General features: G+C 45.7%; 21 protein-coding genes. 12 read left to right on the top strand and 9 right to left on the bottom strand.

Features of this window, described 5'->3' with window-relative positions; all coding sequences use genetic code 11:
- The first annotated feature begins 15 nt into the window (after nucleotides 1-15).
- From ACYFDN_RS12070 to thiH, 4 genes are read left to right on the top strand one after another with little or no spacing between them, the layout of a single operon-like run.
- Nucleotides 16-801, top strand: coding sequence for a HesA/MoeB/ThiF family protein (locus tag ACYFDN_RS12070; protein WP_483511298.1), 786 nt, complete (start codon nucleotides 16-18; stop codon nucleotides 799-801).
- Nucleotides 798-1001, top strand: a complete 204-nt coding sequence (gene thiS / locus ACYFDN_RS12065) for a sulfur carrier protein ThiS (RefSeq protein ID WP_406609787.1) — start codon at nucleotides 798-800, stop codon at nucleotides 999-1001. Before ACYFDN_RS12070 ends, thiS begins: the two co-directional genes overlap by 4 nt.
- Nucleotides 1002-1012: 11 nt before the next feature.
- A complete protein-coding gene (locus ACYFDN_RS12060) occupies nucleotides 1013-1780 on the top strand; it encodes a thiazole synthase (RefSeq protein ID WP_338622478.1) in 768 nt (255 codons plus the stop codon).
- Between the two features lie 12 nt (nucleotides 1781-1792).
- On the top strand, nucleotides 1793-2905 hold the full coding sequence (gene thiH / locus ACYFDN_RS12055) for a 2-iminoacetate synthase ThiH (RefSeq protein ID WP_483511297.1): 1113 nt from the start codon (nucleotides 1793-1795) through the stop codon (nucleotides 2903-2905).
- On the opposite strand, the gene ACYFDN_RS12050 is transcribed toward thiH, so the two are convergent.
- Nucleotides 2902-3642 carry a substrate-binding periplasmic protein gene (locus ACYFDN_RS12050; RefSeq protein WP_483511296.1) on the bottom strand — a complete coding sequence of 247 codons (741 nt, stop codon included), beginning with the start codon at nucleotides 3640-3642 and terminating at the stop codon, nucleotides 2902-2904. The two genes, thiH and ACYFDN_RS12050, sit on opposite strands and share 4 nt — an antisense overlap.
- A gap of 120 nt (nucleotides 3643-3762) precedes the next feature.
- Here ACYFDN_RS12050 and ACYFDN_RS12045 point away from each other — a divergent pair, with 120 nt between their 5' ends.
- Nucleotides 3763-4299 (top strand): putative ATP-dependent zinc protease, encoded by a 537-nt coding sequence (locus tag ACYFDN_RS12045; RefSeq protein WP_483511295.1) that lies wholly within the window; start codon nucleotides 3763-3765, stop codon nucleotides 4297-4299.
- 6 nt (nucleotides 4300-4305) lie between these two features.
- On the opposite strand, the gene ACYFDN_RS12040 is transcribed toward ACYFDN_RS12045, so the two are convergent.
- Entirely contained in the window at nucleotides 4306-5151 is an 846-nt protein-coding gene (locus ACYFDN_RS12040; RefSeq protein ID WP_016401996.1) for a DNA ligase, read from the bottom strand.
- Between the two features lie 214 nt (nucleotides 5152-5365).
- Between ACYFDN_RS12040 and ACYFDN_RS12035 the strand changes: the two genes are divergently transcribed.
- A complete protein-coding gene (locus tag ACYFDN_RS12035) occupies nucleotides 5366-5728 on the top strand; it encodes a GFA family protein (protein ID WP_483511294.1) in 363 nt (120 codons plus the stop codon).
- A gap of 57 nt (nucleotides 5729-5785) precedes the next feature.
- Here ACYFDN_RS12035 and xylA read toward each other — a convergent pair whose 3' ends face one another.
- The 6 genes from xylA to xylB all read right to left on the bottom strand — a co-directional run bounded on the left by xylA (nucleotide 5786) and on the right by xylB (nucleotide 14691).
- A complete protein-coding gene (gene xylA / locus ACYFDN_RS12030; RefSeq protein WP_016401994.1) occupies nucleotides 5786-7108 on the bottom strand; it encodes a xylose isomerase in 1323 nt (440 codons plus the stop codon).
- Nucleotides 7109-7481: 373 nt separating this feature from the next.
- Complete coding sequence (locus tag ACYFDN_RS12025; protein WP_483511293.1) at nucleotides 7482-8231, bottom strand: hypothetical protein; 750 nt, start codon at nucleotides 8229-8231, stop codon at nucleotides 7482-7484.
- A gap of 199 nt (nucleotides 8232-8430) precedes the next feature.
- The gene (gene tkt, locus ACYFDN_RS12020) at nucleotides 8431-10434 is read right to left on the bottom strand and encodes a transketolase (RefSeq protein WP_483511292.1); all 2004 of its coding nucleotides are present in this window, start codon (nucleotides 10432-10434) and stop codon (nucleotides 8431-8433) included.
- A 27-nt stretch (nucleotides 10435-10461) separates the two neighbouring features.
- A complete protein-coding gene (gene tal, locus ACYFDN_RS12015; protein ID WP_483511291.1) occupies nucleotides 10462-11421 on the bottom strand; it encodes a transaldolase in 960 nt (319 codons plus the stop codon).
- Between the two features lie 469 nt (nucleotides 11422-11890).
- On the bottom strand, nucleotides 11891-13105 hold the full coding sequence (locus ACYFDN_RS12010; RefSeq protein WP_016401989.1) for a XylR family transcriptional regulator: 1215 nt from the start codon (nucleotides 13103-13105) through the stop codon (nucleotides 11891-11893).
- 134 nt (nucleotides 13106-13239) lie between these two features.
- Complete coding sequence (xylB, locus tag ACYFDN_RS12005) at nucleotides 13240-14691, bottom strand: xylulokinase (protein ID WP_483511289.1); 1452 nt, start codon at nucleotides 14689-14691, stop codon at nucleotides 13240-13242.
- Between the two features lie 284 nt (nucleotides 14692-14975).
- On the opposite strand from xylB, the gene ACYFDN_RS12000 reads away from it, so the two are divergent.
- Together ACYFDN_RS12000 and ACYFDN_RS11995 are read left to right on the top strand one after the other, a co-directional pair.
- Nucleotides 14976-16154, top strand: coding sequence for a XylR family transcriptional regulator (locus tag ACYFDN_RS12000; protein ID WP_016401987.1), 1179 nt, complete (start codon nucleotides 14976-14978; stop codon nucleotides 16152-16154).
- Nucleotides 16155-16244: 90 nt separating this feature from the next.
- The gene (locus tag ACYFDN_RS11995) at nucleotides 16245-17135 is read left to right on the top strand and encodes an aspartoacylase (protein ID WP_483511287.1); all 891 of its coding nucleotides are present in this window, start codon (nucleotides 16245-16247) and stop codon (nucleotides 17133-17135) included.
- A 35-nt stretch (nucleotides 17136-17170) separates the two neighbouring features.
- Here the strand turns inward: ACYFDN_RS11995 and ACYFDN_RS11990 are convergent, their stop codons facing one another.
- Nucleotides 17171-17719, bottom strand: coding sequence for a TetR/AcrR family transcriptional regulator (locus ACYFDN_RS11990; RefSeq protein ID WP_483511286.1), 549 nt, complete (start codon nucleotides 17717-17719; stop codon nucleotides 17171-17173).
- 139 nt (nucleotides 17720-17858) lie between these two features.
- Here ACYFDN_RS11990 and ACYFDN_RS11985 point away from each other — a divergent pair, with 139 nt between their 5' ends.
- The 4 genes from ACYFDN_RS11985 (at nucleotide 17859) to ACYFDN_RS11970 (ending at nucleotide 21060) form a co-directional block, all read left to right on the top strand.
- Nucleotides 17859-18473 carry a hypothetical protein gene (locus tag ACYFDN_RS11985; protein WP_483511285.1) on the top strand — a complete coding sequence of 205 codons (615 nt, stop codon included), beginning with the start codon at nucleotides 17859-17861 and terminating at the stop codon, nucleotides 18471-18473.
- A gap of 4 nt (nucleotides 18474-18477) precedes the next feature.
- Nucleotides 18478-19359 (top strand): SDR family oxidoreductase, encoded by an 882-nt coding sequence (locus ACYFDN_RS11980; protein ID WP_483511284.1) that lies wholly within the window; start codon nucleotides 18478-18480, stop codon nucleotides 19357-19359.
- Between the two features lie 101 nt (nucleotides 19360-19460).
- Nucleotides 19461-19775: a DUF1840 domain-containing protein gene (locus ACYFDN_RS11975; protein ID WP_483511283.1), complete on the top strand. Its 315-nt coding sequence runs from the start codon at nucleotides 19461-19463 to the stop codon at nucleotides 19773-19775.
- Nucleotides 19776-20115: 340 nt separating this feature from the next.
- On the top strand, nucleotides 20116-21060 hold the full coding sequence (locus tag ACYFDN_RS11970; RefSeq protein WP_483511282.1) for a TerC/Alx family metal homeostasis membrane protein: 945 nt from the start codon (nucleotides 20116-20118) through the stop codon (nucleotides 21058-21060).
- Nucleotides 21061-21069: the final 9 nt, after the last annotated feature.

Raw genomic sequence — 21069 nt, 5'->3', positions numbered from 1 at the left:
GCATTAGGAAGCACTATGAGCCAAACCAGCAAGCAATCAACCTTAAGCGATCAAGAAGCTCTTCGTTATAGCCGTCATCTGTTACTTAAGGATGTTGGTGAAGCGGGGCAGCTCAAGTTAAAGAGTGCGCAGGTATTGCTGGTTGGTATGGGCGGATTGGGCGCACCTGCAGCCTTGTATTTGGCTGCGGCTGGTGTTGGCAAATTAGTGTTGGCAGATTTTGATGAAGTAGACAGCTCTAATTTACAGCGCCAAGTCTTGTACCGAGAAGACGATATTAAACAGCCTAAAGTCGTGGCGGCTAAGCAGCATTTGCAAGCGCTAAACTCAAACATTCAGGTGCGAACCGTTAATCGTAAAATGGATGAGATGTTGCTGGCCATGGAAGTGGCTCAAGCCGATGTAGTGCTTGATTGCAGTGACAACATCGCTACCCGTTATGCGGTAAACCAAGCTTGTGTTAAGGCCAAGGTACCACTAGTTAGCGGAGCGGCGGTTGCCTTTGATGGCCAGTTAATGGTGTTTGATTTTCGCCAGGCTGAACAAGGCTGCTATCACTGCCTATTTCCTAATGCCAATGAACAGCAACTCAACTGCAGTAATGCCGGTATTCTTGGCCCAGTTGTAGGCACCATTGGTAGTTTGCAAGCTTTAGAAACGATCAAATTGATAGCGGACATTCCTTCTGCTCAACGCGGTCGTTTTTCCAGCTTTGATGCGCATAGCCTTGAATGGTTTCACCTTAAAGTGAACGCCGATGCGAACTGTCCGGTATGTGGAAAAGATAAACAAACATCATGATTAATATTGAATTTAATGGTCAAGCACAGTCGCTTGATGCTGCGCTCAACATTGAGCAACTATTAGCATTACACCAGCAAGCACCCGAAGGCATTGCAGTGGTGCTTAATGGCAACATTGTGACTCGCAGCGAGTGGGCAAGCACCAAGCTGGCAGACCAAGCCAAAGTAAGAGTATTTCGCGCCATTGCTGGCGGATAAGAGGAAGCCTTGTGTTAAAGATTGCAGATAAGAATTTTACCAGCCGTTTGTTTACCGGCACTGGCAAATTTGCGACCCCACAGTTAATGAGCCAAAGTATTCAAGCCAGTGGTAGCCAGCTAGTTACTATGGCGATGAAACGTGTCGATGCGCAAGACCAGCAAGACGATATTCTGGCTCCGCTTATTCAAGCAGGGGTGAATCTATTGCCTAATACCTCGGGGGCACGTAACGCTGAAGAAGCGATATTTGCTGCACAATTAGCCCGAGAAGCTCTAGGCACTAATTGGCTCAAATTAGAAATTCATCCGGATCCTAAGTACCTAATGCCCGATCCTATCGAAACCTTAGCCGCAGCAGAGAAGCTGGTAGAACAAGGTTTTGTGGTGTTGCCTTATGTACATGCTGACCCAGTATTATGCAAACGCCTTGAAGATGTTGGTTGTGCTGCGGTGATGCCCTTAGGCGCGCCTATTGGTACCAACAAAGGGCTGCGTAGCCGCGATTTCTTAGAGATTATTATTGAGCAAGCCAATGTACCGGTAGTGGTTGATGCGGGTATTGGAGCGCCCTCAGATGCTGCACTGGCTATGGAGTTAGGCGCAGATGCAGTGTTGGTTAATACTGCTATGGCTGTGGCTAAAGATCCGGTAGCAATGGCTAAGGCATTCGCTCAAGCGGTTGAAGCTGGGCGTAGTGCCTACTTGGCAGGTTTGGGCGCAGAGTTGCGTCACGCCGAGGCATCGAGTCCCCTCACTGCATTTTTAGATACTTTGTAATTAGAGAAGCCCATGAGTTTTGCTGAGCAATTAGCCCGTTACGACAATACCGCTGTTCATATGGCAATAAACAGTAAAACCGCTGCTGATGTAGAGCGAGCGCTGGCCAAAGATAAGCTGGACCTTGATGACTTTCAGGCGCTTATTTCACCGGCTGCTGAAGCTTATATTGAGCTTATGGCTCAGCGCAGTATGCGTTTAACTCAGCAGCGCTTTGGCAAAACTCAGCAATTCTATATCCCCTTATATCTCAGCAATATGTGCAGCAATGTTTGTGACTATTGTGGGTTTTCCATGGGCAACAAAATTCGTCGCGTCACCTTAGATATGGCGCAGTTAGACGCTGAGCTAGAAGCCATTAAGCAGCTTGGCTTTGACCACATATTATTGGTTACTGGTGAGTCGGAACGTAAAGTGGGTATGGACTACTTTCGCGAAGTTCTGCCAAGAATTAAGGCGCGTTTTTCTCATGTTTCTATGGAAGTTCAGCCTCTTGAGCAAGACGAGTATGAGGAGTTGATTAGCCTTGGCTTAGACGCGGTGATGGTTTATCAAGAAACCTATAATCGCCACCGCTATGCCGAGGTTCACCCTAAAGGTAAAAAACGCGATTTCGATTTTCGCCTTGCTACTCCTGAACGTTTAGGAGAAGCCGGTATTCGCAAAATGGGCATTGGCGCACTAATTGGTTTGGATGAATGGCGCAGTGACTGTTTTTATGTGGCTGCTCATTTGCAATATTTAGAGCGCAAATTTTGGCGGAGTAAGTTTTCAATTTCTTTTCCACGTTTGCGCCCTTGTGAAGGCGGCTTCCAGCCAAAATCGGTGATGACCGACAAACAATTAGTACAACTTATATGTGCTTACCGTTTGTTTAACCCAGATGTTGAGCTGTCATTATCTACCCGTGAGTCTGAGCACTTCCGTAATCATGCAATTCCACTTGGTATTACCAGCATGAGTGCATTTTCGAGCACTCAACCTGGAGGTTATGCAGACGATAGCACCAAAGCGCTTGAGCAGTTTGAAATTAGTGACGAACGCCGCCCAGAAGTGGTCGCCGATGCAGTAAAACAAGCTGGCTACCAAGTGGTGTGGAAAGACTGGGATCGGGTACTAGGCTAGTGCAAATATTTTGCTTCTAGCTGTTCTAGTGCCCCTTGCTCAAGTAGCAGCTTAAGTTGTTGGTTAAAGCGCTCTACAAACTCTTGATCTACTTGTTGTTTGCTAAAGGCTAGGTATACCGGTACTTGTCCCAAGGCAGGTTTTATCAGCTTGATACTGTCTGCTTGGCCCTCTTGCGTGGCTACTAGCTGAGCTTGGCGACTGTCGGTGGCAATCATGTCTAGTCGTCCGCGCAATAAGGATTTCACCAACCCTTCTACACTGTTGTGTTTCTCTACGTCGAATACTTGCTGACTTAGCGCATTATCAAAACTCGGTGAGATGCGGGCATTGCGAACTTTTCCTATACGATAGTCATCGAGCTCGGCATAGTCACCAGAGAACTGATTTCCTTGCCAAGAGCTATGAGCAATTAAATGCTGGTCTAGCAGTAAAAACGCCGTATCAGGATAATAAAAATACGCTTCACGGTCGGGAGTTCGCATAGTGGGAATTAAGCCTTGGCTTTGGTGGCTTTTTACTTTAGCAAACGCGCGAGCCCAGTTACTTATTTCAAAGTTGGCTTCAACATCTAATTTCTCAAAGCTTTGTTGAATCAATTCTACAATGATCCCTTCGGCCTTACCTTGAGCATTGAGCATTATATAAGGTGGAAAAACAAAGCTTTGTATATCGATGGTTTTTGCTTGGCACAGACCAGAGCTGATGATTAGTAAGAAAACTGCGAGTCGTCTCATTTGAGTCCTCATCCTTGAGCTTGCCGCAAAGTATAAAGAATCATGCTAAGGTATGCGACTTTAAACAGCCGTAATTAACCGATTAGTGTGCTGTTTTCGTGACAATATAAGAGGTGGAATGTGTTAAAGAAATTACTAGTAGCCGTAACGCTAGTACTTGCTGTAGTAAGTAGCGCAATGGCCGAGAAGCAAACAGTAGGCGCCGCCGAGCACGTAAAAGTAGTAGAAGCCAACTTAAGATTTTTAACTCGAATTGATACCGGAGCGGCTAGCACTTCTTTGCATGCGGAAGACATGCAAGTTATCGACGGTGAAAACATTGACCCTGCTGATTACAGCGAGGCCGAGCAGAAGTCGGTAGTGCGACCACTTATGCGCAAGAACATTGGTAAGTATTTGCAGTTTACCACCGAGAACGAACATGGCGAAAAGCACCAAGGTAAAGCCTTAATTACTGATGTTGCAGCGGTGCGTAATTCTCAAGGTCTAGAAATTCGCTACAAAGTTGCCTTGGCGATTGCCTGGCAAGGGCAGGCAAAAACCGTAGATGTTAATTTGCGCGATCGCAGCAAAATGCATTACAAATTGCTGATTGGCCGTAACTGGCTAGAAGGTGATTACTTGGTCGATGTAGAGCTCAACAAAAACCTCAAATAGCCTCAATTACAAGGTTTGGTGAACCCTAACAAAGCGCGCAAAGCGGGGTTTTCCATGTTCTGTGAGACCGTTATAACGATACTCAACCAAGCTGCCAATAGGTGGTGGATCGGCGCGTAATTGATCGCTTAAACCACTGCCTATTTTAAACTGCCGACCCTGTTGGTCTTGAACTACCAAGGCTCCAAGCATACCTCGGTATTTGCCTTTACCATCACTATACGCAATGACTTTAGCCTCGGCATCTTGGTAGCTTTTGTATTTAATGAGCGCATTGCTACGTGTTGGAAGATACATAGATTTAGGGTCGCGTAGCATTAACCCTTCGCCACCCTCAGCACTGATTTTAGCCAATTGCTGCTCTAGTTTTGGTCGCCCAGGGTAGGCGCGATAAACTGGCACGCGCATAAACTCGCTTGCACTGCTAAGGGTTTGCAAATGGCGGTAGCGCTGCTGATAAGGGCCGGGATAGTTGGGTAAATCAAACACCACAAATTGAACTTGTTGCCATTTGTTTAGATTTACATCTTGTTGTTTGATTAGGCTGACTAAATCACTAAATTGGCCTCTGCCTAACCAAAGCTCACCATCTACCGCAACCTCTGGTAGTTGCTCGCTTAAGGCGCTGGGAAGGTTAATCACGTGGCCGGCTCGACTAAATAATTGCTTGCCGTCCCAATACGCCCTTACGCCATCGTATTTTTCACATACCCAGTAATCTTGAAGGTCTAAGCCCTGTTGGTAATCACTAGCTAATACCAATGCTGGCGGTTGTGGTGTTTTTGCTAATAGCGGATACGAGCTAAAAAAAAGCATACATAGGCTAAGCTTGGTGCTAAACGAACGATCCATGTTCTACCTGTAATGAGTTAATTGTTATTAATGGTAGTGCAATTTAAGGTAGGTCGCTAGGGCTAGTTGCTATTTAGGCGAGCTTTATTGGCTAATTTGTTGCAACGATGAGCCATTGAGAAGTGTTTTGTAAAAAGCCTTCAGCTCAGGGCTCGATTGTGATTTCGCCCAAACAGTTCGGTTTATGGTTGCCCTTAGTAGCAAGGAGAAGAAAATGGCTCAACATTATCAAGGCCAGTGCCACTGCGGTGCGGTTAAATTTAGCCTACGCACCAGTTTAGAGTCTGCGCTGCGTTGTAATTGTAGTTTGTGTAAGCGTAAGGGAGCTGTGATGCTAACCGCGGAAGAAGACAGCTTTGAGCTGTTGCAAGGTGAGCAGGCCTTAAGCTTGTATCAGTGGAATACCCAAATAGCGAAGCATTACTTTTGTCAGCACTGCGGCATTTATACTTTCCACAACCCTCGCTCTGCGCCAGAGCTTACTCGGGTAAATGCAGGTTGTTTGGAAGGCGTCGACCCATTGAGCTTAACGGTGAGTTTGGTAAAAGGTGCGGAGTTATCTACTGAGCCAAAATAAAAAAAGCCGACGCTAAGCGTCGGCTAACTTAATACAAATAAGCAATTGTACTAGGTGTTACTTGCTAAAAATGTGTTTGTTAACAATGTTTTCTAGCTCTTCTTGACGACCTGATACGTGTTTAGGATCAATGTTGTCGCCAATAGCTTGAGTTGCTAAAGACTCTAGGCTGTAATCGCCAGTCATAATGGCTTTACCTAGGTCACCGCTCCAACCAGCGTAGCGATCTGCAACGATGTTGCTGATTTCTTGGCTCTCAATTAGGCTAGCAGCTTTCTCAAGTGCTAATGCACAAGTGTCCATTCCGCCAATGTGGCCGTGGAAGAAGTCGGCTGGATCGATACTTTGACGACGTAGTTTAGTATCAAACATTAAACCACCATCTTTAAAGCCACCAGAGCGCAGAATGTCGTACATTACTGGCGTCCACTCTTCAACACTGTTAGGGAATTGGTCAGTATCCCAACCTAGTTGCGCATCACCGCGGTTAGCATCAATAGAACCAAATAGGCCTAGTGAAATAGCAGTCGCAATTTCGTGGTGGAAAGAGTGACCCGCTAGAGTTGCGTGGTTAACTTCGATGTTTACTTTCACTTCGTCTTCAAGGCCGAACTGCTTCAAGAAGCCGTATACAGTAGCTGTGTCGTAGTCGTATTGGTGCTTAGTAGGCTCAGCTGGTTTTGGCTCAATTAAGATTGTGCCGGTAAAGCCAATTTTGTGTTTGTGCTCTACTACCATTTGGAACAAGCGACCTAGCTGCTCGCGCTCTTGGCGTAGATCGGTATTTAGCAATGTTTCGTAACCTTCACGGCCGCCCCATAATACGTAGTTTTCACCACCTAGCATTTTGGTTGCGTTCATAGCAGTAAAGATTTGGCTCGCAGCGTAAGCAAATACTTCTGGGTTAGGGTTAGAGCCAGCGCCAGACATGTAACGTGCATTTGAGAATGCGTTTGCTGTACCCCAAAGAAGTTTCATGCCGGTTTCGTCTTGTTTCTGAGCAAGAACGTCCATCATTACTTTCATGTTTTCAGCGTACTCTTTAATAGAGTTACCTGCTGGAGCTACGTCTACGTCGTGGAACGAGTAGTAAGGCGTGCCTACTTTAGAGAAGAAGTCGAAGGCTACGTCAGCTTTCATCTTAGCCATTTCAAGCGCGTTGCCAGGCTTCTGCCAAGGACGGTCGAAAGTGCCAGTACCAAAGATATCAAAACCATCCCAGCAGAAGTTGTGCCAGTAACAAGCACCAAAACGTAGGTGCTCTTCCATGGTTTTACCCATGATTACTTTTTTCGCGTCGTAGTGACGGAACGCTAGTGGGTTAGTGGACTCTGGTCCTTCGTATGCGATTTTTTCAAACTGGTCAAAATATTGAGCCATGGAACTACTCCTAAAAAAGAATGCGTTTTCATCGGAGAACCAATCTCCTTCTGTGAGCTTATTGTTAGCCTTGCTTAGCTTTCTCTCAATTATGAAAAATGCAGACTTTTTTCAGCTATTTACTTTTCGTGCGCTAACTCGCGTTTTAAACAGCGCTTTTTTAGGAATTTTCAAAAAATCTGCAATAACATTGCGAGTGTGTGAAATTTCGTAATGCTATTTAGTGGTGTTTTAAGCGGTAAACACTGGATGAAAAGCTATTCATCTTATCTTGTATGGCATGAAACCCATGTTTGCCTAGCGGTAAATGCTGGTATGAGTTAACTGCAGCCATTCGTTGCGAGTGTTTGATTTATTGAGTGTATAGAGGCGCTTAATCAGTGTTGCGCTTTAGTCCCGACAACGAGTAAGTGTTGTCTAAGTATTTGTTTTGCACTTCGCTAATGGCTCGGTTGAGGTCTTGCATAAAGCCGGGATGTTGTTCCAAGTAAGCCTTGGAAATGTAGATACCAAAGGGGGCGGAGCGCTGCACAACTTCAATATATTCACCACTTACTAGGTTGGGGTGAACATGGCTACTTTTAAATACATCAGCCGACAAAAATGCGGCGTCTATGCGTTTTAGATCAAATAGGAGTTGCGCAAGTTTAGCGACATTTTTTTGTTTGCCAACCACCTTGAAGTGATGAGTATTAAGCCAGCGTAAGGTGTTGGTTCCTTCAATTGAGGCAACTTTTACATCGGTCTTAAAGTTGTTGGCATCTGGATCGAAATAGCTGTCATAGCGGAAAAACCAACTCCAATTGTTGTAAACAATGGGCTTAGAAAACTCGGCGATAGAATCGCGTTGGCTGTTCTGAGATGCAAAGAAAAAACCATCGGCCACGCCGTATTGCACATCGCTAAGTGCGCGTTTGTAGTTGGGTACCGGGGCCATTTTGTAGGGCTGTTCCAGCACCTGCATGATTTTGTCGACTAGAAAATTACCAGCAGCTGGTTGCTCGTCACTGGCATAAGTATAAGGAGGAAAATTTGGATAAACTAAACGTAAGGGATCCGCTTTTACTTGGCTAACAAGCAAGCTTACGATAAGCGCTATCATTACCCTTGAGAATAGCTGCAAAAACAGTCCTTTTTAGTTTTTTTCAAGCCCCAACAACAAGTATAGACAGCTGTTTAAGATCAGTGGTTTAGCTAGAGTAAATACTTTGGTTTGGTGAGTTGAGTCTTACTTTTTCGGCTTTGCTTGTCAATTAACATCATTTAAAGGTGAAAAAAAAGGCGCTGAATCATCAGCGCCTTTAGCTCGATAGGTAAAAATCTTAGCTATTGAGCAAGCTTAAGCTTTGGTCTACTACGTTTTCTACAGTAAAGCCAAATAGTTTGAATAGCTCACCAGCAGGTGCCGATTCGCCAAAGCTTGTCATACCTACAGTTACGCCATCTAGGCCAACGTATTTGCCCCAGAAGTCGGCTTGTAGTGCTTCAACGGCTACACGAGCACGAACAGCTTTCGGCAGTACAGCTTCACGGTAAGCAGCATCTTGCTTGTCGAAACGCTCAGTACAAGGCATAGATACAACACGTACTTGCTTACCTTGCTCGCTTAACTTGGCTGCGGCTTCAACGGCCAGCTCTACTTCTGAGCCAGTGGCGATAAGAATAAGCTCTGGAGTGCCACTACAGTCTTTAAGAATGTAAGCACCGCGATTAATCAACTCTAGTTGCTCACCGCTACGTTTTTGTTGAGCAAGGTTTTGGCGAGAGAAGATTAACGAACTCGGGCCATCAATACGTTCTACTGCATTGATCCAAGCCGCTGCTGATTCAACTTGGTCACAAGGACGCCATGTTTCCATGTTTGGTGTTAAACGTAAGCTAGCCACTTGCTCAACCGGTTGGTGAGTAGGACCATCTTCGCCAAGACCAATAGAGTCGTGGGTGTAAACAAAAATAGAACGTTGCTTCATTAATGCTGCCATACGTACCGCGTTGCGGGCGTATTCCATAAACATTAAGAAGGTGGCCGAGTAAGGAACAAAACCGCCGTGCAAAGCAATACCATTTTGCATTGCCGACATACCAAACTCACGTACACCGTAGTGTAAGTAGTTACCAGAGGCATCTTCTGCGCTTACTGATTTAGAGCTAGCGTGGAAGGTTAGGTTTGATGGTGCAAGGTCGGCAGAACCACCTAGCAATTCAGGTAAGATTTTTCCAATTATATCAAGGGTGTTTTTAGACGCCATGCGGCTAGCAATGTTTGCTGGCTCGTTTTGCAAGCGTTGCAATAAAGCTTGAGTTTCAGCTTTCCAGTTTTCTGGTAACTGGCCTTCTACGCGACGAGCGTATTCGGCAGCTAGCTCTGGGTAGGCTTTTTTGTACGCGGCAAACTTGTCGTTCCAAGCGTTTTCTTGCTCGCTGCCTTTAGCTTTGTTATCCCAAGCTTGGTAAACATCTGCTGGGATTTCGAACGCGGCGTGTGGCCAGTTTAAGAATTCGCGAGCCGCTTTAATTTCTTCATCACCTAGTGGTGCACCGTGACAATCATGCGAGCCAGACTTATTTGGTGAACCAAAACCAATAATGGTTTTAGTACAAATTAGCGTAGGTTTAGTAATGTCGGCTTTAGCCGCGGCAATGGCTGCGTTAATTTGTTCAGGATCGTGGCCATCAACATCGCGTACTACGTTCCAGCCGTAAGCTTCAAAACGTGTCGGAGTATCATCGCTAAACCAGCCTTCAACGTGGCCGTCAATAGAGATGCCGTTGTCATCCCAAAACGCAATTAGCTTACCTAAACCTAGGGTGCCAGCTAATGAACATACTTCGTGAGAAATACCTTCCATCAAACAGCCGTCGCCCATAAAGGCGTAAGTGAAGTGGTCAACAATGTCGTGACCGTCGCGGTTGAATTGCGCGGCTAACATTTTCTCTGCTAGCGCCATACCTACAGCATTAGCAATACCTTGGCCTAGTGGGCCGGTAGTGGTTTCTACGCCCGGTGCGTAACCATATTCTGGGTGGCCCGGCGTTTTAGAATGCAATTGACGGAAGTTTTTAAGCTCTTCAATTGGCAGTGCGTAACCGCTTAGGTGAAGTAGCGAGTACAACAACATAGAGCCATGGCCGTTAGACAAAATAAAGCGGTCGCGGTTGCTCCAGCTTGGGTTGCTAGGGTTATGCGCTAAATGGTCGCGCCATAGTACTTCGGCAATGTCTGCCATGCCCATTGGTGCGCCAGGGTGACCCGACTTAGCTTGTTGTACACCGTCCATGCTTAAAGCGCGGATTGCGTTAGCGTATTGTTGACGAGGGTGAGTCATCTTCTATTTCCTAATAATTAATAAATCTTAAGCTTCTAGCGCTTCAATTAGCATGTTGTCTAGCTTCACTTGGTCAACTGCAAAGGCACGAATACCTTCTACCAGTTTTTCCGTTGCCATGGCATCTTCGTAATGCGCCCAGTAGAATTCTGCTTCGGTCATTGCAGCAGGACGGTTTTTGCTAACACCTTTATCTTGTAGGCGAACGTCTAGTTGTGCTTCGGTTTGGTCTAGCTCTTCAAGTAGGGCTGGACCAATGGTTAGGCGGTCACAACCGGCTAGCTCTACAATTTCGCCAATGTTACGGAAGCTTGCGCCCATCACTACAGTGTTGTAGCCGTGGTCTTTGTAGTAGCTGTAGATTTCTGATACCGAGATAACACCCGGATCTTTAGCGCCAGCAAAGTCTGCGTTAGCGTCTTTAGCTTTGTACCAATCAAGAATACGGCCAACAAAAGGTGAGATAAGGAATACGCCAGCTTCGGCACAAGCGCGGGCTTGGGCAAAAGAGAACAACAAAGTAAGGTTACAGTTAATGCCTTCCTTTTCTAGTTGCTCGGCGGCGCGAATACCTTGCCAAGTAGAGGCTAACTTAATCAATACACGTTCTTTGTTGATGCCGGCCGCTTCGTAAAGCTCAATTAAGCGGCGTGCTTTAGCAATGCTGGCTTCGGTGTCAAATGACAAACGTGCGTCTACTTCCGTAGAAATACGACCCGGTACTAACTCAAGTACCTTACAACCAATAGTTACTACCAGTTTGTCGGCAGCCATTTCGATTTGTTCGGCTTGGTCGTTTGATTGGGTTTTAGCCCAGTCTGCTACGTCTTTAAGTAGGCTTGAGTACTCAGGTAAACCTAAGGCCTTAACAATTAACGATGGGTTTGTGGTGGCATCTTCAGGTGAAAATTTGCGCATTGTGTCTAAGTCGCCGGTATCGGCAACAACCGTGGTGTATTGTTTTAGCTGTGTAAGTAGAGAACTCATAAGATGTATAGACCCTTGTAATGAAAACTAATTGTGCGGCTTGTTTGGCGTGCCTTCATTATTGGTTGAAGGTCATTGACCAAAGCTAAGCTTCATGTCCGTATTAAAGTGCCAGACTGGCAATTAAGCGCAATTACGCTTTTTTTAGCGCTAATGTTGAATTTTCGCAGCCCTGATCCAGATCACGCTTTATTAAGCGTTTTGTTGAATTGGGCCACGCAAGCTTCATGTTGCTGTCACACTCCCTTGCATGGTGCGCTGATTTGTTGAAAAAAGAAACGCATCACCACCGCAGAGTTTTAATAACAGTGATGATGTTTTTTTGATCTTCACCAGATCTGTTGGGTTAAGTTTTTACCAAACCCTCAGCTCTTGGTTGTGCTCTGGAATAGCGTTATTACTCAACAAGCTAGGCTATCACTGCGCTTACTCGCTTATAGTGGCAGCTAATTATGCCAGCTTGATGAAACTAGGCTTGTTCGATTAACTCTTCGGTATCTTCAATAAGTGGAGCTAGCTCTCGGTTTGTTACACCCTTTTGTTCGCGCAACATGCCGGGAGTCATGTTCCAGCGTTTCTTAATTGCGCATGACAAATACTGCGGGCTGCTAAAGCCCACCACTTTAGCTATCTCACTTAAGGTTTGCTCGGTATCCACCAATAGCTCTAGCGCCAAATTAAGCTGTGTATCCAGCAAGTAAGCGTGCAGCGACATGCCTAACTCTTCATGGAATTTGTTGTCGATGGCGCCACGAGAACAGCCTAGTTCGGCCAGAATTTGTTTTACCTTAATATTGCCTTGGTTAATTCGAATAAGGCTTAGCGCGCCCCGCACTAGATTGTCTTTAAAATGGAAGAAGTCGGTCGAATCGCGGCCAATAACCCGTTCAGGTTGCACAAAGTGGTGGCGTTTAACTAAGTTTTTGCCATCCATTAGCGGCTGCAGAAGTGAGGCAGTTAAATACCCCATGGCACGGGTACCTTGGCGAACCGAAGTTAACGTAGGCAAGCTTAAGGTGCAGTTCAGTTCGTCATCGTCTATCCCCATGATAGAGACTTCTTCGGGGATGTTTATTTTAGCCTGCTGACAGGCGTAGCTCAGTTGGCGAGCGCGCACATCGTTGGCAGCAATAATCCCTACTGGCTTAGGTAGGCGGCTGAGCCAATCAACTAAACACTGTAAGTCGCTGTCCCAGGTATCAATGTTATCTTTAGCGCTAAACTGGCTATAGGCGCATTGGTTACGCTCACACCAATCGCGCAGCAGCTGCTCGCGGTTGGCCGACCAGTCATTAAAGGGGCGGTTGGGGTAACCACAAAATGCTAAATGGGTATAACGGCGCATTTTTAAGAAACGTGCCGCCATATTGATGATCTGTTTATTGTCAGACATCACCACCGGGTAATCTTGCATGGTATTCGCTACGGTTTCGCTACTGGCAATGCCCACTACTGGAATATTTCGAGACTTAATCGCATCGCGAATTTCTGGGTGGTCGAAGTCGGCAATTACGCCATCACCCTGCCACTTACTAAAATCGTCCACCGAAAATAGATTTTGTTCTCCAATGAACAAACTCCAAGGAGCACCATTTTTCACAAATGATGATATGCCGGTAATGATGCCTCGGTCGTAAGCCATGTTAGCGTTCAAAAGAAGCGCTACGCGATAGTTCTTTGCCATAGTATTTGTCTTCCGTATTACTACGTTCAATGGGCCGGGGTGAGCACATGTGATAAATGCGGATTTATCAGATGTGTTCACTTAACTGGCAGAACAGCCATAGCAAGGCTATGGCTGTTCGTTGGGTTTATTGCTTAAAAAAGTGGTGCTAGTTTTGGGTAAAGCGCTTGGTAAGTTTCGCGGCGTTTAGCGTAAACAGCATGGCGCTCGACATTCACTTGGTGAACTTCAACTAACTCTGGCACTGGGCAAATGGCGGCTAGATCTGGATTCTCGGTTACCCCTAGTTGGGCTAAACGTGCAGCACCAAGTGCTGGGCCTACTTCGCCGCCTAAGCGGTAACTTACTGCTTGGCCAAATACGTCGGCTAGCATTTGACGCCAAAACTGACTGCGCGCACCGCCACCAATTAAGGTGATTTCTTCTGGTTTTAAGCCCGTTGCATGCAGTGCGTCTAAGCCGTCGGCAAAGGCATAAGCCACGCCTTCTAAGACCGCGCGGCATAAATCTAATGGGCCAGTTGAATGAGTCATGCCAAAGAATACGCCCTTAGCTTCTGGGTTATTGTGCGGCGTACGTTCGCCCGATAAGTAAGGTAAAAAGTACACTGGGTTATCACTTTCTGGCGCGGCTTCTACAGCGGCTAACATGCTTGGCACGTCTGCTTGACCAGTTAAGTTAACTACCCAATCTAAACATGAAGCGGCACTAAGAATGACCGACATTTGATGCCAAGCACCTGGTAGTGCGTGACAGAAGCTATGTAAGGCTGATTCGGGGTTGCTTAGGTAACCATCACTTACTGCAAAGTAAACACCAGAGGTGCCTAAAGACAACATCGCCTGGCCAGGTTTAGTGATGCCTACACCTACAGCGCCAGCTGCGTTATCGCCACCACCTGCTACTAATGGCACGGCGGGCATGCCCCAGCGTTCGGCGAGTTCTGCTTTAAGGTTACCGGTAACCTCACTGCCTTCAAATAGTTCAGGCATGTGTTCACGGCTAAGGCCAGTGGCCGCTAGAATGTCATCACTCCAGTCGCGTTTGGCTACGTCTAACCACATGGTGCCGGCTGAATCTGACATATCAGAGGCAAAGTTGCCCGACAGCAAGTAACGCAAGTAATCTTTAGGCAGTAGTACTTTGTCGACCTTGGCAAAAATTTCCGGCTCGTTTTGCTTAACCCAAAGCAGTTTAGGCGCGGTAAAACCTGGCATCATCAGATTGCCAACAATATCGCGAGATTTAGGTACTACACACTCTATTTCTTCACACTGAGCCGCACTGCGGCCGTCGTTCCATAAAATGGCTGGGCGTAAAATTTCGCCTTGGGCGTCCAGTAAGGTAGCGCCATGCATTTGGCCACTTAGGCCAATCGCTTTAACTTCTGCTAGCGAGTGTTGTTTGCTTAATGCGCTAAGTGCATCTTGAGTGGCTTGCCACCAGTCTTGCGGAGCTTGCTCAGACCACAACGGTGCAGGACGAGATACTGTTAAGCTTTCGGTGGCTTGGCTTAAAATATCACCGTTTTCAGCCTGCAGCACAACTTTTACTCCAGAGGTGCCTAAATCAATACCGATATACATAGAAGTTCCTTATTGGACGCGAGCTGCTCGGCGAAACTACACTGTAATTAAGCGGCAGCAAAAGTGTTTTAAATATGAGCTCATCCTGCCGCGGATTGGAAACTTGGCTCAATTACGAAAATTACCAGAGGAATAGCGTTTTTCCATGGCGTGCCTGAGTTCACAGTTTCGTTTGAAATGTGCATGATCATAATCACATTACGATTTTTCACAGTAGCGTTCGGCTCTTTTTTTTTAGATATTAAATTAAATCTTGATTGGCACCGTGCTTTTAGGAGCCCCACATGTTTGATAAACGTTTCAAAATTACATTGTTATTTAATGCAAATAAGGTTTATGACCGTCAGATCATTAAAGGTATTGGCGACTACTTACAGGCATCACAATGTGATTGGGATATATTTCTAGAGGAAGATTTTCGCTGTCGGATCAGCAAACTACAACATTGGGTAGGCGACGGCATTATTGCCGACTTCGACGATCCTGAAATTGAAAAAGCCTTAACTGGCCTACGTGTGCCAGTGGTGGCTGTGGGCAGCTCTTACGAAAACCCAGAGCAATACCCCGATTTTCCTTATGTGGCCACCGATAACCGCGCTTTGGTTAATTCAGCCTATGAGCACTTAAAAGCCAAAGGTTTGGAGTACTTTGCTTACTACGGCATGCCGCCTAATGAGGGCAACCGCTGGGCGATGGAGCGTGAAGCTATTTTCCAACAATTGGTAGCAGGTGATGGTTACGAGTGTGCGGTTTATCGCGGCATGGAGACCACCCCAGAGTCTTGGCAGTATGCAATGAACCGCCTGGCGGATTGGATTCAATCTATGCCTAAACCGGTAGGCATTGTTGCGGTATCTGATGCGCGAGCGCGCCACTTGCTGCAAGTGTGTGATCACTTGGGGATCATCGTGCCAGACAAAGTGTCGATTATTGGTATTGATGATGAAGACTTAACTCGCCATTTAAGCCGAGTATCATTGAGTTCGGTGGCGCAAGGTTGTCGAAAAATGGGCTTCCAAGCGGCCAAGCTATTGCACCGCCAACTGCAAGGGCAAGAGTTACGTAAAGTGCGTGAGCTGGTAGGCCCAGAGCAAGTGGTTGAGCGCCAATCTACCGATTACAAAGCGCTGAAAGACCCTTACGTTATTCAAGCGATGCACTTTATTCGCCATAACGCCTGTAAAGGCATTAAGGTTGAGCAAGTATTAGATTATGTAAAAGTCTCGCGCTCAAACCTAGAAAAGCGCTTTAAAGATGATATTGGCCACTCGGTTCACCAAGAAATTCACTGTGCCAAGTTAGAACAAGCCATGAGTTTGTTGCGTAATACCGAGCTTTCCACCTCTGACATTGCGGAGCTATGTGGTTACCCTTCTTTGCAATACATGTATGCGGTATTTAAGAAAGACTTAGAGTTAACGCCTAAGGCTTACCGTATTAGTAAACAAGAGCAAGAAGAATAGTCAGCAGTAACAGCGCTTTGGCTTGAGTCAAAGCGCATTTCCTTTTAAGCTCAAGGCTGTTTGCTGGTTGGTATAAAAGGAGAGCTGCACTTGTCGAAGATTAATAAAGTTGCCATTGTCGGTGGCACCCACGGTAATGAATTTAGTGGGGTGTACTTAATAAATAAATGGCAGCAACATCCTCAACTTATTGCCCGTCCTAGCCTCAAAGTAGAAACTGTATTTGCCAACCCTAAAGCGCATGGTGAAAACAAACGCTACATTGATGCCGATTTAAATCGCCAATTTAGCGCCAGTAACTTGGCTGGTTTTAGTTTGGCCAATTATGAGCAATCACGCGCTAAAGCGCTGCACCAGCAGCTTGGCCCTAAATCAAAACCGAACATGGATTTGGTTATCGACTTGCACAATACCACCTCTAACATGGGACCTACCCTTATCTTGTTAGAGCAAACACCTTTCTACAAACAACTTGCCGCTTACGTCACTATGCAGATGCCAGAAGCCGTGGTGTTTCTGGATGAGCCGGAAGAAGATATGAGTAATCACCGCTTCCTCGCAAGTTGTGGTAAATATGGCGTTTTAATTGAAGTCGGGCCGCAGCCGCAATCGGTATTGCGCCAAGATGTGCTGGAGCAGATGGAACAAATGACCGGGCATATTCTTGATTTTGTAGAGCTGCATAACCAACAAGATTTACCCAAGCTACCCAAACAAGTTGAGGCCTTTTTGTATCTCGATAGCATTAAACTGCCGCTTAACGATAAGGGTGAACGACTAGCGATGGTGCACAGCAATGTGCAAGACAATGACTACCAGCCAATTAATACTGGTGACCCTATTTTTAGAACCTTTATGGGCGAAGACATTTGTTATCAAGGTGAGAAAACGGTATATCCAGCGTTTATTAACGAAGCGGCTTATTACGATAACGACTTAGCCATGTCTTTGCTGGACAAGGTGTATTTGGAGCTTGAGTAACACCGCTTAACAAGAGCGCTATTTTGGCGCTCTCGTTAGTTGTTTAGTTGCGCACTCACCATCTTTATTATGTAGCTTTTCTCTAAAGGTTTTCCTGCCATTACTTGATGGTTTAGCAAACCCAGCATAAGCGTGTATAGGCTATCTTTAGCTTCTTCTGATACATAGCTTGCCAGAAGCTCTAAATAGTTCTGATTAGCTAGTTGCATGCATGCATCGCTGGCCACATTTTCCTCACCAATCACTTCAATATAGTCGGCAACAAGTTGCATTTCTTTGAAGAATCGCGGCGCCATTTGCCGAAAGATAATGACAAAGTTTTCTAAGCGCTGTTCAAGCTTGGCCTGGGGCGCCAATGGCGCATCAATTAGTGCCGAGGCATCAACACTAACAATGGCTTCGGTGGCTGCAATAAAAAGCTGATCTTTGCTTTTGTAGTAGTGGTAGACAGCGCTTTTGCTCATGCCTAGCTGTTCACACAGTTGGCGCATTCCAATATTTTTGTAGCCATATTCGAGAAATATCTCTGTGGCTTTTAGCGCAATCTCTTTGCGCTTTTCATCGTGATTTATCAGCTTTGGCATTTGATTCTCTAGCTCTTTGTTACGCCTAGCACTATAACATGGGTTATTTTTTTAGACCATTTGGACAAAATAAAACTTTACCTTTGTGTGGATTGGTTTTATTTTAAAAAGACCGAGTGGTCTAAATAAGGTAAAGGTTATGAATATTGATTGGCAGCTGCCCGAATTGAGAGCAGGCGTGAAGGGGAAAGTTGATAGCTTTATTGGTCCAGGTGCTACTGATGCGGAGAAAGCTTTGCAACTGTATGTACCTTTTATATCGAGCGCAGCTCTGATGTTGTGGGCATGGTACGGCGATCTGGGATGGAGTGTATTTCAGTTTGTTGTGGCGGGTATTCTTGCAGTTGATATTGTTGGCGGCATCATAACTAATGCTACTTCCAGTGCTAAGCGCTGGTTTCATCGCGATGGACAAGGCTTTAAACAACATATGAGTTTTATAGCTGTGCATTTTGTGCAGCTCGGCCTATTCAGTTGGGCTTTTTTGCAGCTGGATGTGTGGTGGGTTTTGTTAACCGGTACTTATATGCTTGTCGCTTGTGCGTGGGTATTAAAAACGCCGCTGTATTTGCAGCGTCCGGTGGCCTTGATCTTGTATTCGTTTGCGCTAGTACTTGGCTTGGCTGTGTTTGATGCACCGCCGGGATTAGCGTGGTTTCTGCCTTTGTTTTATCTCAAACTACTCATTAGCCATATATTGCGAGAAGAGCCTTATCGCCCTGACTTAGAAACTAAACAAAAGGTGGAGAACTAAGCCGATGGATAAGGAGCAAAAAGTATTGCTGGTTGGGGCCACAGGTTATTTAGGTCTGCACATTGTTGAGCAGCTATTAGCCAGCAATATAGATTTTAAGGCCGTTGCGAGAAACCGCGCAAAGCTGCTGGATAAAGGTGTACTCGAGCAGCAAATTATTCAAGCGCAAGTCACCGAGCCAAAAGCCATAAAAGGCATCTGCGACGATGTAGATGTGGTTATTTCCTGTTTGGGTATCACTCGACAACAAGATGGCCTGACTTATCGAGATGTGGATTACCAGGCAAACTTGAATCTTCTGTTAGAAGCTGAGCAAGCGGCGGTCAGTAAATTCATTTATGTCTCGGCTTTTAATGCTAAAAAGTATCCGCAAGTGCGTTTGTTGGCGGCCAAAGAAAAGTTCGCCAAGCGCTTATTAAGCTCTTCATTGCTGCAAGGCTGTGTGCTTAGGCCAAACGGCTTTTTCTCCGATATGACAGAACTGTATCGTATGGCAGCAAGCGGCAAAGTGTACATGTTTGGCAATGGTGAGGTGCGAGCTAATCCGATCCATGGCAAAGATCTAGCAAGGTTTTGCATCGATGCAATAGCTCGGAGTGAATCAGAATTAGACGTAGGCGGACCTGAAGTATTGTCGATGAACCAGATGGCTCTATTGGCATTTCAAGCGCAAAACAAGCCGTCAAAATCGATTAAGCTTCCAGATTTTATCCGTCGCATTGCTCTTAGTATTGTTAAGCGACTCCCAGAGAAATGGGGCGGGCCAGCAGAGTTTTTTCTTACAGTGATGGGGCAAGATTCTATCGCACCCGCTTTTGGACAATATACTCTAGGTAATTATTATCGTGATGAGTTAAGTGCGAAAACAAAACTACAAAGGGTTTAATTTTAGTGCGTTAAGCAACAATGTCGTTTTGCTTAAAGAAAGCGTTGGCGATTCGTTTTATGCTGCTAGCCTTGTGTTGATTTATTAATAGGTAACTACCCATGTTAATTACATTCAGATGTAAAGCTTACGCAAATGTCACCATGTTTGGCGATATTGGTTTAGCGCTGTTAAAAATGATGGGACACAGTGGCAGTGTGCCGGGAGCAATACGGGCCGAAGACGTTGCCGAAGCTTTAAGCCAGTTAAAAGCTGAGCTAGAGCTTGCTGCACAAGCTCAGGCAGAACAATCTAACGCTGATGAGTCCGATGCCGAATTGGAACCTGTGATTAGTTTAAATACTCGTGCTCAACCTTTAATTGAATTACTCAGCTCAGCGCTTAAAAAACAGTGTGACGTTATGTGGGATAGCTGATAGCTAAGTTTAGCGGCGCGAAAACGCTCCTATTTAGTGATCTGATGTGCTGCAAGTTAATGAAAAATAAGTCTTAAACCATAGTATTATTTTTAAGTAAAATAAGCCTAGCGCGAGGCAAATTTTAGGCGTAATATCGCGGCGTCTTAGGGAGTAGTTGATGAAAATTTGCATGTCGTCATCCCGTTAGGTGTCTTACCTATCCGGCATGCGAAGGTACCGAAAGGTATCTCGACGAGACCAACACAAAGGTGCTTAGCCAAAAGGTTAAGCGTGTTTGTTTGTGAAGGTCTAGGCATTATCCCTTAAAGACTAGATCCTTTGCCCCTGAGGATCAGTAATGAACTCTATCACTTACTTTGTATTTGCACTCGCCACCTTGGCGTTGGTGCTAGTGGACGTTTGGCAAACTCGAAATGGCAATATCAGCCTTAAAAAAGCCGCTCTGTGGAGTGTGTTTTGGTTTGCCTTAGCTTTGGCGTTTGCTCTTTCTATACTTTGGTGTTGGCAGCGGTATGCGCCAAACAGTAGTTATAAACCGCAACAGGCAGCAATGGCTTTTAGCACCGGTTACTTATTAGAAAAGTCGCTAAGCGTAGATAATCTATTTGTATTCACTGTTATATTTTCCCAGTTTAAGGTGCCCGCTGAGTTGCGCCCTCGTGCTTTGTTGTGGGGAGTGATTGGCGCACTGCTGTTACGCAGTGTGATGATTGGCGTTGGCAGCCAATTGTTAGCAAGCTTTCACTGGGTACTGTATGTATTTGCGGCCTTTTTAGTGTGGACAGGCATACAGCTAGCCTTGCCAGAAAAACACTCCGATAACCAGTTTCAAACTAATAAGCTGCTGGCAAAGATATTGCCAGTGACCGACCGGTATCATGGCCATGCCTTGTGTGTTAAACGGGATAACAAACGCTGGTTTACTCCTATGGCGAGTGTGATTAGCGCCATTGCTTTGATGGATGTGTTGTTTGCGCTGGACTCAATACCGGCTATTTTTGCGCTGACTCAAGAGCCATTTTTAGTATTAGCCGCTAACGTATTTGCCTTGTTGGGCCTGCGCTCCTTGTTTTTTGTATTGCAGGGCATGATAGATAAGTTTGTATATTTACGCCCAGCATTGGCAGTAATCATGGTGTTTATTGGGGTGAAAATGGCTTTAGTTGAAACGGTATGGGCGATCCCTACAGCAGTGTCTTTGGTCGTCGTTTTACTGGTGATGGCCAGTGCGGTATTGGCATCTATTCAGCGTAATAAGCGAGTAAGTGTTCCGTTAAACTAAATAACAAGA

The organism is Agarivorans sp. D1326 (genome assembly GCF_056958115.1).
Note: the sequence above shows the minus strand (reverse complement) of the source record. Positions and strands in the feature narration are given on the sequence as shown.

Excerpts from the sequence above, each read along its gene's own strand:
- ACYFDN_RS11980 (WP_483511284.1), top strand. The coding sequence starts at position 18,478 with ATGGATAAGGAGCAAAAAGTATTGCTGGTTGGGGCCACAGGTTATTTA.
- thiH (WP_483511297.1), top strand. The coding sequence starts at position 1,793 with ATGAGTTTTGCTGAGCAATTAGCCCGTTACGACAATACCGCTGTTCAT.
- ACYFDN_RS11970 (WP_483511282.1), top strand. The coding sequence starts at position 20,116 with ATGAACTCTATCACTTACTTTGTATTTGCACTCGCCACCTTGGCGTTG.
- thiS (WP_406609787.1), top strand. The coding sequence starts at position 798 with ATGATTAATATTGAATTTAATGGTCAAGCACAGTCGCTTGATGCTGCG.
- xylB (WP_483511289.1), bottom strand. The coding sequence starts at position 14,691 with ATGTATATCGGTATTGATTTAGGCACCTCTGGAGTAAAAGTTGTGCTG.
- ACYFDN_RS12010 (WP_016401989.1), bottom strand. The coding sequence starts at position 13,105 with ATGGCAAAGAACTATCGCGTAGCGCTTCTTTTGAACGCTAACATGGCT.
- ACYFDN_RS11990 (WP_483511286.1), bottom strand. The coding sequence starts at position 17,719 with ATGCCAAAGCTGATAAATCACGATGAAAAGCGCAAAGAGATTGCGCTA.
- xylA (WP_016401994.1), bottom strand. The coding sequence starts at position 7,108 with ATGGCTCAATATTTTGACCAGTTTGAAAAAATCGCATACGAAGGACCA.
- ACYFDN_RS12040 (WP_016401996.1), bottom strand. The coding sequence starts at position 5,151 with ATGGATCGTTCGTTTAGCACCAAGCTTAGCCTATGTATGCTTTTTTTT.
- tal (WP_483511291.1), bottom strand. The coding sequence starts at position 11,421 with ATGAGTTCTCTACTTACACAGCTAAAACAATACACCACGGTTGTTGCC.
- ACYFDN_RS12070 (WP_483511298.1), top strand. The coding sequence starts at position 16 with ATGAGCCAAACCAGCAAGCAATCAACCTTAAGCGATCAAGAAGCTCTT.
- ACYFDN_RS12050 (WP_483511296.1), bottom strand. The coding sequence starts at position 3,642 with ATGAGACGACTCGCAGTTTTCTTACTAATCATCAGCTCTGGTCTGTGC.
- ACYFDN_RS11985 (WP_483511285.1), top strand. The coding sequence starts at position 17,859 with ATGAATATTGATTGGCAGCTGCCCGAATTGAGAGCAGGCGTGAAGGGG.
- tkt (WP_483511292.1), bottom strand. The coding sequence starts at position 10,434 with ATGACTCACCCTCGTCAACAATACGCTAACGCAATCCGCGCTTTAAGC.
- ACYFDN_RS12000 (WP_016401987.1), top strand. The coding sequence starts at position 14,976 with ATGTTTGATAAACGTTTCAAAATTACATTGTTATTTAATGCAAATAAG.
- ACYFDN_RS12035 (WP_483511294.1), top strand. The coding sequence starts at position 5,366 with ATGGCTCAACATTATCAAGGCCAGTGCCACTGCGGTGCGGTTAAATTT.
- ACYFDN_RS11975 (WP_483511283.1), top strand. The coding sequence starts at position 19,461 with ATGTTAATTACATTCAGATGTAAAGCTTACGCAAATGTCACCATGTTT.